This window comes from Geobacillus sp. FSL W8-0026, from assembly GCF_037966255.1.
Classification (GTDB): Bacteria; Bacillota; Bacilli; order Bacillales; family Anoxybacillaceae; genus Geobacillus; species Geobacillus icigianus.
This window is the reverse complement of record NZ_CP150194.1, coordinates 1,589,255-1,604,892: the sequence shown is the minus strand read 5'-3', so window position 1 is coordinate 1,604,892 and position 15,638 is coordinate 1,589,255. Positions and strand designations below refer to the sequence as shown.

Genomic DNA, 15,638 nt, shown 5'->3' with positions numbered 1-15,638 from the left:
TTCATTCGATGTATTCTGCCATTTGGTCCCATTCAGGCTTCAGTTTGATTCCTTGCTTTTCCGCTGCTTGTTTATTGATCACCAATTTTAATTTTTTTGGATATTCTGGTTTGATTTCTGACGGTTTGGCTTCTCCTTTTAAAATGGCGACTGCCATTTGCCCCGCTTGATAGCCGATATCGTAGTAATCAAACCCGTACGCCGCAAAGCAACCTCGTTTTAATGAATCGAGCTCTCCCGTAAAAACAGGGATTTTTTTCTCATTGGCAACGCTGACAACCGATTCAATGGCAGATACAACGGTGTTGTCCGTCACGATGTAAAACACATCTGCCTTGCCAACTAACGACTCTGCCGCCTGTTTCACCTCGGCTGTGGTCGAAACGGAGGCTTCCACCAACTTCAAATCCGTATGTTTCGCCGCTTCCTTCACTTTTTCAATTTGCGCCACTGAGTTTTGTTCGCCTGCGTTATAAATAAGCCCAACGGTTTTCGCATCCGTTTGCTCATCGATGAATTGAATCGTTTTGCCAATCGCATCGGGATGGCTGTCCGTTGTTCCCGTGATGTTTTCCCCTGCTTTGTCCATGGCTGGGACTAAACCGGCGCTGACCGGATCCGTCACAGATGTAAACACAATTGGAATGTCTTTCGTGGCATTGAGCGCACTTTGCGCGCTCGGAGTCGAGTTGGCAAAAATGAGGTCAACTCCGTCCGATACAAAGTTATTCGCGATCGTTTGGCTGTTGTTCATGTCGCCTTGGGCATTTTGAATATGGTACCGAACGTTTTTTCCCTCTTTCAATCCGCCGTCTTCAAGCGCCTTTTTAAATCCATTGAAGGCGGCGTCCAACGACGGATGTTGAATGATTTGGGTGACGCCAATCGTAAACGTTTTTTGCTTTCCGTTTTCTTTCACACCGTTCGTCGCCACCTCCTTTTCTCCCTCACAGCCTGAGAGCACCAAAACTCCAAGAATGAGCGGGATGGTCAAGCGTCTGATGGCTATGTTCATGAATAGATCCTCCCCATTCCTTTATTTTCAATTAATGATTATCTGAATAAACTTTTAAATTCGCATAGTATATATTTTCAGATAAATAAATCAACAAAATGAGCTAATGGTTCGTTTAGTGACGAACAACCCATTTGGGTCGCTTTTGATGTGTAAAGAAGTGATTGCGGCGTTTGCGTTTTTCGAGCCGCTCTTCACAAAATTGGTCGGCTGCTTCGATCGTTGTCATTCCTTCTGATTCGGCCCGCGCATAAATGGCGAGCAGCGTATCGTAAATCGCCTTCGTTTTCGAAAGCACCCGCTCTTTGTTCGCTCCATACAGTTCATCGGCCACTTGAATGAGCCCGCCGGCGTTGACGATATAATCAGGGGCATACACGATGCCTTTTTCTTTCAACATGCGGGCGTGGCGTTTGTCAGCCAACTGATTGTTTGCCGAGCCAACGACCGCTTTCACCCGCAGCTCGGCGATCGTTTCATCGTTGATGACGCCGCCAAATGCGCACGGGACGAACACATCGGCTTCGACGCGATAAATATCCGTTCCGCTTACCGGTTTGACGGACGCCCCGATTTGCTTGCCGTACGCTACGACCTCTTCCACTGCCGCTTCGTTCAAATCGCACACATACAGATCCGCCCCTTCTTCAAGCAAACGAAGCGCCACTTTTTTTCCGACTTTTCCGAGTCCTTGCACTGCATACGTTTTGCCATGCAAGTGCTTGCTGCCGAACACCACATCGTTCGTCGCCTGAATGCCGTAAACAACGCCCGCGGCGGTCGGCACCGATGAGTCTCCGCTTCCGCCATATGCTTCTGGAACGCCGACAATACAATTCGTCTCTTTCAGCGCGTGCACGAAATCATCCGGCGTCGTCCCCATATCTGTGCCCGTATAAAACCGGCCGCCTAATGACTCGACAAACTGCCCGAAGGCACGAAACAGCTCGGGTGATTTGTCTTTGCGCGGGTTGCCGATGATCACCGCTTTGCCGCCGCCAAAATCGACATCAGCAGCCAAGCATTTATACGTCATCCCTTTTGACAGCCGAAGCGCATCGGCGAGCGCTTCTTCCGTCGTGGCATACGGATGCATCCGACAGCCGCCGAGCGCCGGCCCAAGAGCCGTGCTATGAATGGCAATGATCGCCCTTAGACCGGTCGCTTCATCGAGACAAAACACCACTTGTTCATGTTCACGCATTTGAAAAAACAGGTCCAAAGTTTGTGATTCATTTGCAGACAACATGATATTCACTTCTTCCTCTCTCCTTTGCTTTACTGCTTGAAAGCGTTTTCAAGTTAATATAACAAAAAATATTATCACGTTAAAATAACGTAATACTATTTTTATAGTAACGGTGTTCATTATTAGTGTCAATCCTCTGTCAACCAATTTTTCATCGCCAAAAAAAGACGCCGCTTGACAGGCGTCTTCGTTCGATCAGCGAAATTGCTTGGATAATGATTGCCACTGCCTTTTCGCTTCCGTCATCATTTGCTCAAACAGCTCGGCCACCGTTGGCACGTCATCGATGAGGCCAGCGATTTGCCCCGCGTTGATGAATCCTTCGCTGAAATCGCCGGAAAGCGCGCCGCGGCGATGGCGCTCCTCCGATGTATATTCTTGAAACTGCTCGAGCGGCATGCCTTGCTGTTCATACGCGAGCAGCTTCTTGGCATATGGCGTGCGCATGACGCGGCGAATGCGCCCGACCGAGCGGCCGACAATCACCGTTTCATTTTCCTTTGCCTCGACAAGCCGCTGTTTATACGCTTCATGAAACGGCGCTTCTTTCGTGGCCACCAGCCTTGTGCCGAGCTGCACCCCTTGGGCGCCGAGAGCCAGCGCGGCAAGCAGCCCGCGCCCATCGCCGATGCCGCCGGCGGCAATAACCGGAACGCGGACAGCGCTGGCGACTTGCGGGATGAGCGTCATCGTCGTCAGCTCGAGCGGCGAGTTAATCCCGGCCGCTTCATATCCCTCGGCCACGATGAGATCCGCCCCAGCCGCCTCGGCTTTTTTCGCCTGCTGGACCGAGGCAACAACGACGATCACCTTGATGCCATCTTCGGCAAAACGCGGAATCCATGGCGCCGGATTGCCGGCGGAAAGCGAAACGACTGGCACTTGATGTTTGATGACAAGCTCGGCGATCTCTGCAGCGTGCGGCGTCACCTGCAGCGGGATGTTCACGGCAAATGGCTGGCTCGTGCGCCGCTTCGTTTCGATAATCAGCGCCTCCACCTCAGCGGGCGGCATCGTTCCTGCCCCGATCGTTCCAAGCCCCCCCGCTTCCGATACGGCGCTCGCCAGCTCGGCGTTGCTGATGTTGCCCATCCCCCCTTGAATGATCGGATAACGAAGGCCAAGCAAACGGCAAACATCATTCATTTTGTTCCCACTCCGTGAAAAATGTGTTATACTTACTATAACTATATCACAATGCTTGGGGGGATGGGAATGATTTATCCGTATAAAGGCAAAAAACCGCGCATTCATGAAACCGCCTTCATCGCGCCGGGAGCCCGCGTGATTGGCGATGTCACCATCGGCGCGGAGTCGACGGTTTGGTTCAATGCCGTGCTTCGCGGCGATGAAGGACCGATCACGATAGGGGCGCGCACGAGCATTCAAGACAATACGACGTGCCATTTGTACGAAGGCTCTCCGCTTGTGGTGGAAGATGAAGTGACAGTAGGACATAACGTGGTGCTGCACGGTTGCACGATCCACTGCCGCTCGATCATCGGCATGGGCTCCACGATTTTAGATGGGGCGGAAATCGGCGAGGAGTGCATCATTGGCGCCCATACCCTCATTCCATCCGGCAAAAAAATTCCGCCCCGTTCACTGGTCATCGGCTCGCCTGGGAAAGTGGTGCGCGAATTGACGGACCGCGATTTGGCGCTCATTGAGCTGTCGGTGGCTACATACGTCCAAAAAGGAAAAGAGTATCGAAACGAGTTGACCGGCATGAAACAACACAGCCCTTCACCGAGCGGCGAGGCGCTTTGAGTCCGCCGCTTGTCCACCGGATGCACGACGGAACTTCCGCCGTGCATCCGTGTTCATTCAAGCGAACATGCTTCCTCTTCCTTTTTGCCAAGCTCCGCTCCTTCTTGAAACACCGCTTCAAAAAAACGGCTGGCTGGTGCTGAGAGTTGTTGGTAATAATCGTTGAACAAGGCGGCCGCATGGCTTCCCATCCACTCATTCGGCAACAATTCCTCGGGCAGCCCCGGGTCGATGAACAAAAACTTTCGATATTCATGGACGAGCTTCGTCCGCTCGACAAAACATTCCGCGTCCGACATTTCGCCGCGCTCAATTTTATGTTTGTCAATGACGTATTTTTGACTGTAGACCGCGATAAACTGTTCATATTTTTGGTTGATCTCTTCTAAGTTCCAGCACTTTTCCACAAGTTGCTTATTCGTATGCGGTCCATCGTATTCAGCAAGAAAGAAGTCGACATACGGGCGGATGTCATACTTGTCGATCAAGTCGTACACTTGTTGTTCTAAATTATTCGGTGAAATCCAGCAGCTGTTGGAAATCGTGCCGAATCCGCTCCAAACAAGTTCCTTTCGCAGTTCATCGCGCAAATGCCGCTTATCCTCAGGAATCGTATAGATGAGAATGCGCCATTTCCCGTCCCAATGCTCGGGGCGCGTTTTGTAAATGCGCCGCGCCGCTTCTTCCATCCGCTTGACGCCGCGCTCCGTGAGCGAATAGTAGCTTTTGTTGCCGCGCTTTTCCGCGCGAATCCAGCCTTGTTTGCTCATGCGCGACACCGCTGCCCGCACCGCTTGGTCGTTATGGCCGAACTCGCGAAGAAGGCGGATCAAGCTGCCGATCCAAATTTCGCCGCCATAATGGCGGATGTAGTCGCCGTAAATCGTGAAAATGAGTGAGCGCGTATTCATCTGACGAAGCTCCCTTTATCTTGTTTTCGAACTATAATCGTAACAAACTTTTATCACGCTGGCAAGACGGACGAAAAAACAAAAGGAATAAAAAAAGAACCGCACCACTAAAAAGGCAGGCGGCTCTCGATGAGATAAAAACATGCGGCCACAGCTTCGGTATTTTCATCTAACTTAGACAGGCATCATTTGAGCTGGCTGGATGACGGGTCGTCGTCTGAAACATAACCAGCCTTTCCGCCGAACCAAGGCAAAGCGCTCTCACCGTTCATCGGCGTTTTTCACCATCGTCGCGATTCCTTGGCCGACGCCGATGCACATCGTCGCCAAGCCGTAGGTGACACCGCGTTTTCGCATTTCGTAAATCAATGTCGTCAAAATGCGGGCGCCGCTCGCGCCAAGCGGATGGCCAAGCGCAATCGCCCCCCCGTTGACGTTCACTTTCGCCCGATCAAGCTCAAGCTGCTGGATGCATGCCAGCGCTTGCGAGGCAAACGCCTCGTTCAGCTCGACAAGCCCAATGTCATCGATGGACAGCCCGGCGCGCCGCAGCGCTTTGCGCGTCGCAAAAATCGGGCCGATTCCCATCACCGCCGGTTCCACGCCGGCGACAGCGGACGTTACGTATTTGGCTAACGGCTTTAAACCGAGCGCTTTCGCTGTATCGGCACTCATCAACAACAGCGCCGCCGCCCCGTCATTAATGCCCGAGGAATTGCCAGCCGTTACGGTGCCGTTTTCAAACAGCGGCGGCAGCTTGGCCAGCTTCTCCAACGTCGTATCCGGGCGCGGATGTTCATCCTTGTCAACAACGATCCGGTTGCCTTTTTGGTCGTGGTAAACGACCGGCACGAGTTCATCGGCAAACCGGTTCGTTTCGAACGCTTGTTTCGCTTTCATTTGGCTTTCGTAAGCAAACTCATCTTGCGCCTCGCGTGCAATGCCGAATCGCTTCGCCACATGTTCCGCCGTTTGCGGCATGCTGTCGGTGCCGTACATTTCGTGCATCTTCGGATTGATAAAGCGCCAGCCGATCGTCGTGTCGTACATCTCCATATTGCCGCGCGGAAAATCGCTTGACGGTTTGGCCATCACAAACGGAGAGCGCGTCATGCTTTCCACGCCGCCTGCGATCACGATGTCCGCCTCATTGGCCAAAATCGCCCGCGCCGCATAATTGACCGCATCAAGCCCCGAACCGCACAGCCGATTGACCGTCACCCCCGCCACCTCCATCGGCAGCCCGGCCAACAGCGCCGCCATGCGGGCGACGTTGCGGTTGTCTTCCCCCGCCTGGTTCGCGTTTCCCAATACGACATCGTCGATTTGCTCCGGCGGCACGTTCGGGTTGCGTTCCATGAGCGCCCGGATGACAACGGCGGCTAAATCGTCCGGCCGTACGTCTTTCAACGCCCCTTTATAGCGGCCGATCGGGGTGCGCACGGCATCGACAATCACGACTTCTCTGCCCATGTTCTCTCCCTTCCTTTTCTCGCGGATTAGCTGTTTTCCCGATTCGTATAGTCATAGACGCCGCGGCCGGTTTTGCGGCCGAGCCGCCCCGCTTTGACGTATTGCTCCAAAAGTGGCGCCGGGCGGTATTTTTCTCCGAGTTTTTCGTGCAAATAGTTTAAGTTGTTCAGTCGCGTATCAAGCCCGACTAAATCTGCGAGCTCAAACGGCCCCATCGGGAAATTGAGGCCGAGCTTGATCGCCTTGTCGATCTCTTCCGGCGTCCCGACCCCTTCTTGCAACATGTAAAACGCTTCATTGCCGACAAGGGCGCTGATCCGGCTGGTGACGAATCCCGGAAATTCATTGACGACAACGGTCTCTTTCCCCATTCGCTCGGCCACTTCTTTCGCCACTTGCACCGTCTCGTCGCTCGTCTCAAGGCCACGAATGATTTCCACCAGCTTCATTTTATGGACCGGATTGAAAAAGTGCATGGCGATCACCCGCTCCGGCCGCTTTGTAAACGAACCGATTTCGGTCGGACTCATGGTGGACGTATTCGTCGCAAAATAGCACGACGCCGGCGCATGGGCGTCCATCGTCTCGAACACTTGTTTTTTCCATTCAAGCTTTTCCGGCACCGCCTCGATCACCAAATCGGCATCGCGCACAGCGGACGCTAAATCAAGCGAATACGACAGGCGCGCCTCGGCTTCTTGCCGCTCGCTGTCGGTCAATTTCCCGCGAGCAACGGCTTGTTCGAACAGCGAAGCAATCTCTTTCTGGGCGCTCTTCAACTGTTCTTGCTGAATGTCCACTACGATCGTCTGGAATCCGCCGACAGCGCCGACATAGGCAATGCCTCTCCCCATCACGCCGCTGCCGACGACAACAAGGCGTTCGATCATCGTCTTCCCCCTCTCCTGCTCTCGCATATCATGGCGGATGCCTCAAGCCGGTGTGCCTTTCACCAAGCAGCGGACGCCGCCAAATGAATGGGCACCCCATCACGAGCGACGGGGTGCTCGATAGCCAGATAGATCTGCCCCATGGCCGCCCGCCACCAAAAATGGAAACGCATCAATCGGGCGGACGTATCTCTCCATCGCTCGCCCTAACCGGCCTTTGCCTGCAAGGGCGACAAACTGGACGCTGCTTCCAAGGACGCGACACGCTCTCGTATCGTGACAAATGCAAAACGGTGAAAAGCCTTAGACGCCAAACGGATTAAGCGGACGCGGACCATAATACGACAGCACGCTTTTCGTTTCGGTGTACAAATCAAGCGCCTCGACAGACAGCTCGCGCCCAAATCCGGACTGTTTGTAGCCGCCAAACGGCGTGCCTGGGAAAGCGGAGAATGGGCTGTTGACCATGACAATGCCGGAACGCAGCTGTTTGGCTACACGAACGGCGCGGCCATGATCTTTTGTCCAAATCGCGGCGGCCAGTCCATAGTCGCTGTCGTTCGCCAATTCAACGGCTTCGGCTTCATCGCGGAATTTCATCACGACGACAACCGGTCCAAAAATTTCTTCGCGAACCGCTTTCATTTGCTGGTTCACGTTCGTCAAAATCGTCGGTTCATACCAGTAACCGTTTTCAAAGCCGGCCACGACCGCCTCTTTTCCGCCGGCGGCGATCGTCGCTCCATCAGCGACCGCGGACTGCACATACTCATCGATCACTTCGAGCTGACCGCGGCTGATGATCGCTCCCACGTGCGTGCCGGCATCAAACGGATCGCCGAGCTTCAGCTGTTTCGTTTTGGCCACGAACGCTTCCATAAACTCATCATAGATGCTTTCATGCACATACAAACGGGAGCGCGCCTCGCACGATTGGCCGCTGTTGTAGAAAATGCCGAACAATGAGCCGGCGACAGCGGCTTCCAAATCAGCGTCCGCAAACACAAGGCTCGGCGATTTGCCACCCAGCTCGAGCGTCACCCGTTTTAATGTTTTCGCCGCTTTCTCCATAATTTCCTTCCCGACCGGCGTCGATCCGGTAAACGCCACTTTGTCGACAAGCGGATGTTCGACCAAATCGTCCCCCACTTCCGCTCCGGCGCCTGTCACCACATTGACGACCCCTTCCGGCACGCCAGCCTCATGGCAAATTTCCGCCAGCACAAGGCAGGTGAGCGGCGTCAGCGACGCTGGTTTGACGACAACCGAGCATCCCGCGGCAATGGCCGGTGCAATTTTCCAAGCTGCCATCATGAGCGGATAGTTCCAAGGAATAATTTGGGCGCACACGCCGACAGGCTCCTTTTCTGTATAGTTGTGAAACGCCCCCGGCATCGGGTTGACCGCCCCGCGGTGCCCAATGATCGCCCCAGCGAAAAATTCAAAGTCTTCAATCGCCTGCATCACTTGCCCTTGAGCCGCCGACAACGCTTTGCCGGTATTCAAAATTTCCAACTCCACCAATTCATTGAAACGTTCGCGCATGATGGACGCAATTTGGTATAAGATGCGCGCCCGTTTTTGCACCGGAAAATGACGCCATTTCCCGCGGTCAAACGCTTGCCGCGCCGCCTGCACCGCACGCTCGGCATCCTCGCGCGTCCCTTTGGCGACGCGAGCGACCGGTTCGCCCGTGGCCGGATTGGTGACGACCAACGTTTCGCCCGCGGCGCTTTCGACCCGCTCCCCATTGATAATCAAATGATAGAAATCGCGTTTCGTCGGCATCGGTTCCATTTTCTTTTGCTTGACAGTCGCCATCGTTTTTCCCCCTTGCTTAGTTTCCTTGGAAAATCGGTTTCCGTTTCTCAAAAAATGCCTTAACGCCTTCGCGGTGGTCGGATGTCAATCCCGCGATGCGCTGGCATTCCGCTTCCCGTTCGAGGTAGCGGTCAAACGTCGCTTCTTGGCTTTCGCGAAGCAGCCGTTTGATCAGTCCAATCGCCTTCGTCGGCATGGCCGCCAGCCGCTCGGCAAACTGCTTGACTTCCTCTTCCCAAGACGAGAGCGGAATCACCTTGGTGGCCAGCCCAAGAGCAACGGCTTCCTCGGCAGCCACTTTTTCCCCGAGCACCGCAAGCTCAAGCGCCTTTGCCCGCCCGATGAGGCGCGGCAAATAGTACAGATGCCCCGCATCCGGCACAAGACCGACGTGAATAAACGCGGGAGCGAAACTCGCCTTTTCCGAGAGAAGCCGGAAATCACACGCCAGCGCCAAGCTCATGCCCGCGCCGGCCGCCGCTCCGTTCACCGCGGCGACAACCGGCTTTTCCAGATGATGAAGCGCTTTCATCATCGGCGCGTATCGGGTGCGCAACACGTCGCCATGGTCCATTTCTTCCGTCACGCCGCTCAAGTCTTCGCCGGCGCAAAACGCTCGGCCGGCGCCGGTGATCACCACGCAGCGGACGTTTTGATCCGCTCCTGCTTGCTTCAGCGCCTTTGTCACTTCCGCATTCATTTGTTCCGTAAACGCATTGAGCTGATCCGGGCGGTTGAGCGTCAGCCAGGCGACTTGCCCCTTCACTTCATAACGGATCGTTTCGGACATCGGACGCCCCCCCTTATTTTCCTTGGAAGCGCGGCTTTCGTTTTTCGAGGAAGGCCGCCATTCCTTCTTTTTGGTCTTCCGAGGCGAACAATAGGTAAAAGTTTTTCCGCTCAAATTGCATGCCTTCATACAGCGGGTAGTCGACCGCTTTTTGCACCGCCTCTTTGATCAGCCGAAGAGCCAAAGGCGGCTGTTCAGCGAGACGCCCGGCCAACCGCATCGTTTCTTCCATTAAAAGCTCCGGGCTGACGACGCGGGTGACAATCCCTAGCTGCTCGGCTTCTTTCGCCGACATGCGCGCCCCGGTCCAAAGCCACTCGAGCGCCCGCTTCGGCCCGATGAGCTTCGTCAGCCGCTGCGTGCCTCCCGCTCCTGGCATGACGCCGAGGTTGACTTCTGGAAAACCGAATTCCGCTGCGGCCGAAGCGATGATCCAATCGCATGACAGCGCCAGCTCGAAGCCGCCGCCGAGCGCTAAGCCGTTGACAGCGGCAATCATCGGCGTTTTCACGAGGGACAGGCGATCCCAATCGGCAAACTGGTTCAGCCACTCAAGACGAATGGGGTCATCGTCCGCCATCTCTTGAATATCGGCCCCAGCGGCGAACGCCCGCCCGCGTCCGGTGAGCACAATGACACGCACGGCTTCATCCCGGTCGAACGATTCGACGGCGGCGACGATTTCCGCCACCATCTGACGGCTGAGCGCATTCAACACATCAGGGCGGGCCAGTTCAATGACGCCAACCGCTCCCTCTTGCCGCACCGCAAGGAACGTCCACTCACTCATATTCCACTTCCTCACCGACCATAAAGGTGACGAGATCGCCGGCAAATGACATGACATCTTTGGCCGATGCCTTCGCTTCTTTCGTTTTCATCGCCTCTTGGAACGCCTCTTGGCTGTCGTAATACATTTCACACAACAAATAATACTCGCTTTCCGTCCCCATCGGCGTCCCGGTAATTTTCGTCACCTCGATTTTTCGGAGGCCAGGAATTTTTTCCGTCAGCGGCACATGCGTTCCATAATAATGGGCGTCAAACTGTTCCTTATCTTTCGGCTGTTTGTACAAGGCAATCATTTTAAACATCACGAACGTCTCCTTTCCCTTTTCTTATCCCGAAATCAATACCGGCTTCATCGCCTCAAACGGATTTTTGCATTGTTTGCAGTAGAAAATGCTGCGGCAGGCGGTCGGGCCGAACAAATTTTCCATGATGGTCCGCTCCGCCCCGCAATACGGACACTCGACTTGCCACGCCCCTGACGGCATTTGCCGCGGCGGCGGAGCGATGCCAAACTGCTTCAGCCGCTCCCGTCCGGCTTCGCTGATCCGATCGGACGTCCACGGCGGATGGCGGAGAAACTCAACCGTCACCGCCGAAGCCCCTGCTTGCTTCACCGCTTCCTCCACCCGCGTGCGGATGATATCAAGCGCCGGACAGCCGAGAAACGTCGGCAGCAAACAGACCGAGACTGCTTCATCCCGAACGTCAACCTGCTCCACCATCCCAAGCTCGACAATGCTAATCGAATGAATCTCTGGGTCTTTCACCGTTTCTAACGCTTTCCACACCTCTTCATTTGTCATGGCTCTCCCTCACATTTTCCAACCCGCTGCCGCTTTCCCGCTTGGGCTGCCTAGTGCACCGTTTTGCTCCTTGAACAAACACTTCGTCCGTCATCAAGAGGCGTCACGCCCAACGCCGCACGTTGGCAAACAGCGGCTCCGGCATTACCATATCGCATGCGGGACGGCGCGGTATACTTCTGACAACGTTGCCAGCGCTTCGTCCAAATCGGGCGTATGTTCGCCGTTGCGGCCGTTGCCATGCTTCATGCCAAACGGCATCGGCCACTCAAGTCCCACTTCGGCAAACGCTGGCGCCAGCGCGGCAATGGTGTTTTCGGTCAGCACCTTTTCCTCATCAATCAGCCCCCACCGCACCATGTCCGTTCCTTTCGCTCCGAGCGTCAACACACCGGCAAAATCAGCGGCCACGTCTTGAATGGCTTTGGTCATTCGCGTCCGCGCTTCCCCAGGGGCATTCGTCAGCTGGACAAACCACGTATGCCAATGAAGCAAATGGTAGTGCAGCTCCACTTGAATTTTCGCCGCTACTTCCGCGAGCGGGGCATAGCTGCTTTTGGTCAGCGATTCGAGACGGACGCGTTTGGCCTGCGTATAAAAATAGTGGCGAACAACGGTGAACGCCCAATCATAGCGAGGTTCGCGCAAATAATGCCCCGGGCCGTTCGCCCGTTCGAGCAAAACCGCATTGCGCCGGGCCGAAGCCGGGCGGGCGTGCGCCAGTTCGTCGGCTGATCCACAGCCAAGATGTTCAAGCAGCTGATAATACATGGCCGCATGGCCCATCGTGTCCTGACTGATGGAAGAAAACGCGATGTCCTCCTCAATATGCGGCGCCAAGCCGAGCCATTCCGAGCCGCGGTAGGCAAGCAAAAAGTCATCGTCGGCCAGCTGGAACAACAGCTCCGTCAACGCCTCCCGGCCGTTCGCATCGACATGCTTTTCACTCATCGTTGAATCTCGCCTTTCCATGACAAAATTTCTTTTTCGTCAAACGCCTGTTGTTCATATTTGCGCCACCGCTTTTTCAAATCCCCATATCCCCGCGTCAGCCGGTAATCTTTGTTGTCAAGCCGCTTGAGCGCTGCTTTTTCGTCTTCACTCATCCGCCGGATATAGTCCCGCTTTACGACCCAAAGGTCAGCGACCGGCTCACGGCGCATAAAGTTTTCCTGCGCCATCACGAGCGCGATCTCCTCATTGGGGGCAAGCAGACTGAATTGATGCTGCATCGGTGCATCCGGCGCTTTGCGGCTGAACACCTCAAACACTTGATAAAATCCTTGTTCTTTCCCCGCCATGGCCATCCCTCCTCATCCGGCCGTCCGCACCGCACTGAGCGCCTCGCGCACCCAGGCGTTCTGCTTATATGCCGTCCGCCGCAGCTCCAGCCGCTCTTGCGATTTTGGACCATTGTTGCGAATGATTTGTTTAAACTTCTCCCAGTCCGGCTGCCGGTAAATCCATTGGCCCTTCTCTTTGTCAAAATGCATTGTCTCATCCGGAATCTTCAGACCAAGCGCCCCAATGCGCGGCACATATTTTGTAAAAAAGTCTTGGCGCAGCTGTTCATTCGTTTTCGTGCGGATGCGGTATTTGATCGTGATGTCTTGCTTCGAGGTTCCTGTCGTGTCGGCCGTCGGCGGGCCGAAAAACATGAGCAACGCCTCCCACCAACGGTTGAGCGCCTCTTGCAGCATCTCCTTCTGCTCCTTCGTCCCTTCGGCGAGCGCCAAAATGATCGACTCGCCGTGCTGGGCGTGAAACACTTCCTCGGCGCAAATGCGCTTCAGCGCCCGTGCGTACGGTCCGTATGAGGCATCCAGCATATTCGTCTGCGTCATAATCGCCGCCCCGTCGACAAGCCACCCGATCAACCCGGCGTCCGCCCATGTCGGCGCCGGCATATGAAACACGTTATGAAACTTCAACCGTTCGTTCAATAAATCTTCGATCAAATCTTCCCGCGTTTTCCCAAGCGGCGCCAGCAAATCTTCTGCCACCCGCAGCAGCAGCTGGCCGTGCCCCATCTCGTCCTGCACCTTCGCCATGATGCCAAGCTTCCGGCGCAGCGACGGCGCTTTCGGCACCCATTCTTTTTCCGGAAGCGCTCCCATAATTTCGCTCACCGCATGCATCGCAATCAGCTTGATGAGCGTCATTCGATATTCATCCGGCATCCAGTCATCGGCTTCGATCTTTTCCCCCGCCTCGATGCGCTGCATAAACCGTTCGTATTTCTCCTCATTGGACAGGCGGGTGAACGTCATCATCGCTGCCATCCTTCCTCCCCCTGTTAAAATCATAATATATAACGTTTATTTAACGTTATTATATTTTAACGTTATAAAATTAGCAACTATTTTTTCAATCGTTACACCGCATGCTCTTGTCCGCGCCGGTCAACGACACGCACCGCTTTTCCTTCCGAGCGCGGGAGCGTTTTTGGAGGATGGAGATGAACGTCGATCGAAATGAGGCAGTGTGTTTTCAGCAGCGCTTGAATGCGGTGGATGAGTCGGTCGACCGCTTCCCCTTGCAACTTTCCGCCTGTCTCACCGTAAAATTGCTCGGTCACTTCGGCATGCAATTCCACCGCTTCCAAATGTCCGTTTCGGAGACGGTGCAGCTGATAGTGCGGAGCCAGTTCCGAGACACGAAGCAGATGGTGTTCAATTTCCGACGGGAACACGTTGACGCCGCGGATGATGATCATATCATCAACCCGCCCCTTGACCCGCGACATGCGCGCCGTCGTCCGCCCGCAAGCACACCGCTCTCTCGTCACGGAAGCGATGTCGCCCGTCCGGTAGCGGATGACCGGAAACGCCTCTTTCGTCAAGCTCGTAAACACCAACTCTCCTTCTTCTCCTTCCGCCACCGGCTCGAGCGTGTTCGGGTCGATCACTTCCACGAGGAAATGGTCCTCGGCGATATGGAGGCCGTTTTGCGCTTCGTGGCATTCCATCGCCACCCCCGGGCCGATCACTTCACTCAGCCCGTAAATGTCGCACGCCTTCATATCAAACGTTTCTTCAAGCGTGCGCCGCATTTCCTCGGACCACGGTTCCGCCCCGAAGATGCCGTATTTGAGCGATGTTTGCCGCGGATCTTTGCCCAGCTCCTTCATCCGTTCGGCAATGTTCAATACATAGGACGGCGTGGCGCAAATGACGGTCGGCTGAAAATCTTCAATGATCATCACTTGCCGGTCGGTGTTGCCCCCGGATACCGGCACCGTCACGGCGCCAAGCCGCTCGCTGCCATAATGCAGCCCGAGCCCGCCCGTAAACAGCCCGTATCCATAGGCGTTGTGAATCACATCCCCCGGTTTTCCGCCCGCGATGACAATCGCCCGCGCCACAATATCGGCCCAGTGCTCAATGTCCTTCTTCGTGTAAGCGACCACCGTCGGTTTGCCGCTCGTGCCGCTTGAAGCGTGCACACGGACACATTGGGAAAGATCGACCGCGAGCAAACCAAACGGATAATGGTCCCGCAAATCCCGCTTTGTCGTAAACGGGAGTTTGCGCACATCCTCAAGCGTGCGGATGTCCTCCGGCTTCACTCCGCATTCATCAAACCGTTGCCGATAAAACGGCACCCGCGCATACACCCGCTCTGCCGTCACCCGCAGCCGCTCGAGCTGGAGCGCCTCAAGCTCCCAGCGTGCAGCCGTCTCGATGTCATGGAAAATCATCGTTTCCGCCCTCCTTTTTAAAGCGCTTCCAAAAATACAAAAATATATAACGTTATATAAACGTAATATATATAAAATATCATATCTAATCTTAAAATAGTCTAAATATTATAAAATGTCAATATCGTTTTTGCCTTCATCCGCCAAGAAAAAAGCAGCCGCTTTCGGTTCTTCGTTTCTGACAAAGGCACGCAGAAACAGGCGCCCCGCAGCCGAAGTCCGCGCCAAAGGCGTTGTTTGCGGCGCTCCCGTGCTTCATACGATATAGGTTGTAATAAAGAATTTCCGACCTCCATGTCCCGGCTTTATCACCTGACAAGCTGGCACGGTGACAAGAAGATTGAACAATGCCATGTAAACCCAAATTGCAACTTATATAGTCGAATACGCTTTTCATATCGTGAAATCGGCGCGACAAAATAAA

The 15,638-nt window shown here is 54.7% G+C and carries 16 protein-coding genes; 1 reads left to right on the top strand and 15 read right to left on the bottom strand.

Features of this window, described 5'->3' with window-relative positions:
- Window position 1: 1 nt before the first annotated feature.
- The 3 genes from NST29_RS08075 to NST29_RS08065 form a co-directional block, all read right to left on the bottom strand.
- Window positions 2–1,015: an ABC transporter substrate-binding protein gene (locus NST29_RS08075; protein WP_033021349.1), complete on the bottom strand. Its 1,014-nt coding sequence runs from the start codon at window positions 1,013–1,015 to the stop codon at window positions 2–4.
- Window positions 1,016–1,130: 115 nt separating this feature from the next.
- The gene (locus NST29_RS08070; protein WP_033021347.1) at window positions 1,131–2,273 is read right to left on the bottom strand and encodes a Glu/Leu/Phe/Val dehydrogenase; all 1,143 of its coding nucleotides are present in this window, start codon (window positions 2,271–2,273) and stop codon (window positions 1,131–1,133) included.
- Window positions 2,274–2,459: 186 nt separating this feature from the next.
- Entirely contained in the window at window positions 2,460–3,410 is a 951-nt protein-coding gene (locus NST29_RS08065) for a DUF561 domain-containing protein (protein WP_033021345.1), read from the bottom strand.
- A 69-nt stretch (window positions 3,411–3,479) separates the two neighbouring features.
- Between NST29_RS08065 and NST29_RS08060 the strand changes: the two genes are divergently transcribed.
- Window positions 3,480–4,034: a gamma carbonic anhydrase family protein gene (locus tag NST29_RS08060; protein WP_033021343.1), complete on the top strand. Its 555-nt coding sequence runs from the start codon at window positions 3,480–3,482 to the stop codon at window positions 4,032–4,034.
- Window positions 4,035–4,087: 53 nt separating this feature from the next.
- On the opposite strand, the gene paaX is transcribed toward NST29_RS08060, so the two are convergent.
- The 12 genes from paaX to paaK form a co-directional block, all read right to left on the bottom strand.
- Window positions 4,088–4,945: a phenylacetic acid degradation operon negative regulatory protein PaaX gene (gene paaX, locus NST29_RS08055; protein WP_033021341.1), complete on the bottom strand. Its 858-nt coding sequence runs from the start codon at window positions 4,943–4,945 to the stop codon at window positions 4,088–4,090.
- Window positions 4,946–5,206: 261 nt separating this feature from the next.
- Window positions 5,207–6,418 carry an acetyl-CoA C-acyltransferase gene (locus NST29_RS08050; RefSeq protein ID WP_033021339.1) on the bottom strand — a complete coding sequence of 404 codons (1,212 nt, stop codon included), beginning with the start codon at window positions 6,416–6,418 and terminating at the stop codon, window positions 5,207–5,209.
- Between the two features lie 26 nt (window positions 6,419–6,444).
- Complete coding sequence (locus NST29_RS08045) at window positions 6,445–7,308, bottom strand: 3-hydroxyacyl-CoA dehydrogenase (protein WP_033021324.1); 864 nt, start codon at window positions 7,306–7,308, stop codon at window positions 6,445–6,447.
- Between the two features lie 303 nt (window positions 7,309–7,611).
- Window positions 7,612–9,129, bottom strand: a complete 1,518-nt coding sequence (locus tag NST29_RS08040; protein WP_033021323.1) for an aldehyde dehydrogenase family protein — start codon at window positions 9,127–9,129, stop codon at window positions 7,612–7,614.
- Between the two features lie 16 nt (window positions 9,130–9,145).
- A complete protein-coding gene (locus NST29_RS08035; protein WP_033021321.1) occupies window positions 9,146–9,919 on the bottom strand; it encodes an enoyl-CoA hydratase-related protein in 774 nt (257 codons plus the stop codon).
- A gap of 13 nt (window positions 9,920–9,932) precedes the next feature.
- Window positions 9,933–10,709, bottom strand: a complete 777-nt coding sequence (locus NST29_RS08030) for an enoyl-CoA hydratase-related protein (protein WP_033021318.1) — start codon at window positions 10,707–10,709, stop codon at window positions 9,933–9,935.
- Window positions 10,702–11,013, bottom strand: coding sequence for an EthD family reductase (locus NST29_RS08025; RefSeq protein ID WP_033021317.1), 312 nt, complete (start codon window positions 11,011–11,013; stop codon window positions 10,702–10,704). The genes NST29_RS08030 and NST29_RS08025 overlap by 8 nt, the downstream gene beginning before the upstream one ends.
- A 24-nt stretch (window positions 11,014–11,037) precedes the next feature.
- Window positions 11,038–11,514 carry a 1,2-phenylacetyl-CoA epoxidase subunit PaaD gene (gene paaD, locus NST29_RS08020; RefSeq protein WP_031408971.1) on the bottom strand — a complete coding sequence of 159 codons (477 nt, stop codon included), beginning with the start codon at window positions 11,512–11,514 and terminating at the stop codon, window positions 11,038–11,040.
- Between the two features lie 144 nt (window positions 11,515–11,658).
- Window positions 11,659–12,486, bottom strand: a complete 828-nt coding sequence (gene paaC / locus NST29_RS08015) for a 1,2-phenylacetyl-CoA epoxidase subunit PaaC (protein ID WP_339232902.1) — start codon at window positions 12,484–12,486, stop codon at window positions 11,659–11,661.
- Window positions 12,462–12,815, bottom strand: a complete 354-nt coding sequence (gene paaB / locus NST29_RS08010; RefSeq protein WP_033021312.1) for a 1,2-phenylacetyl-CoA epoxidase subunit PaaB — start codon at window positions 12,813–12,815, stop codon at window positions 12,462–12,464. The genes paaC and paaB overlap by 25 nt, the downstream gene beginning before the upstream one ends.
- 12 nt (window positions 12,816–12,827) lie before the next feature.
- On the bottom strand, window positions 12,828–13,796 hold the full coding sequence (paaA, locus tag NST29_RS08005) for a 1,2-phenylacetyl-CoA epoxidase subunit PaaA (RefSeq protein ID WP_339232901.1): 969 nt from the start codon (window positions 13,794–13,796) through the stop codon (window positions 12,828–12,830).
- Window positions 13,797–13,888: 92 nt separating this feature from the next.
- Window positions 13,889–15,214 (bottom strand): phenylacetate--CoA ligase PaaK, encoded by a 1,326-nt coding sequence (gene paaK, locus NST29_RS08000; protein ID WP_033021308.1) that lies wholly within the window; start codon window positions 15,212–15,214, stop codon window positions 13,889–13,891.
- Window positions 15,215–15,638: the final 424 nt, after the last annotated feature.

Bases quoted from the DNA above. Each gene is read 5' to 3' on its own strand.
- NST29_RS08025 (WP_033021317.1), bottom strand. From the start codon at position 11,013: ATGTTTAAAATGATTGCCTTGTACAAACAGCCGAAAGATAAGGAACAG.
- paaB (WP_033021312.1), bottom strand. From the start codon at position 12,815: ATGGCGGGGAAAGAACAAGGATTTTATCAAGTGTTTGAGGTGTTCAGC.
- paaX (WP_033021341.1), bottom strand. From the start codon at position 4,945: ATGAATACGCGCTCACTCATTTTCACGATTTACGGCGACTACATCCGC.
- paaD (WP_031408971.1), bottom strand. From the start codon at position 11,514: ATGACAAATGAAGAGGTGTGGAAAGCGTTAGAAACGGTGAAAGACCCA.
- NST29_RS08075 (WP_033021349.1), bottom strand. From the start codon at position 1,015: ATGAACATAGCCATCAGACGCTTGACCATCCCGCTCATTCTTGGAGTT.
- NST29_RS08035 (WP_033021321.1), bottom strand. From the start codon at position 9,919: ATGTCCGAAACGATCCGTTATGAAGTGAAGGGGCAAGTCGCCTGGCTG.
- paaK (WP_033021308.1), bottom strand. From the start codon at position 15,214: ATGATTTTCCATGACATCGAGACGGCTGCACGCTGGGAGCTTGAGGCG.
- NST29_RS08060 (WP_033021343.1), top strand. From the start codon at position 3,480: ATGATTTATCCGTATAAAGGCAAAAAACCGCGCATTCATGAAACCGCC.
- paaA (WP_339232901.1), bottom strand. From the start codon at position 13,796: ATGGCAGCGATGATGACGTTCACCCGCCTGTCCAATGAGGAGAAATAC.
- NST29_RS08030 (WP_033021318.1), bottom strand. From the start codon at position 10,709: ATGAGTGAGTGGACGTTCCTTGCGGTGCGGCAAGAGGGAGCGGTTGGC.
- NST29_RS08065 (WP_033021345.1), bottom strand. From the start codon at position 3,410: ATGAATGATGTTTGCCGTTTGCTTGGCCTTCGTTATCCGATCATTCAA.
- NST29_RS08050 (WP_033021339.1), bottom strand. From the start codon at position 6,418: ATGGGCAGAGAAGTCGTGATTGTCGATGCCGTGCGCACCCCGATCGGC.
- paaC (WP_339232902.1), bottom strand. From the start codon at position 12,486: ATGGAAAGGCGAGATTCAACGATGAGTGAAAAGCATGTCGATGCGAAC.
- NST29_RS08045 (WP_033021324.1), bottom strand. From the start codon at position 7,308: ATGATCGAACGCCTTGTTGTCGTCGGCAGCGGCGTGATGGGGAGAGGC.
- NST29_RS08040 (WP_033021323.1), bottom strand. From the start codon at position 9,129: ATGGCGACTGTCAAGCAAAAGAAAATGGAACCGATGCCGACGAAACGC.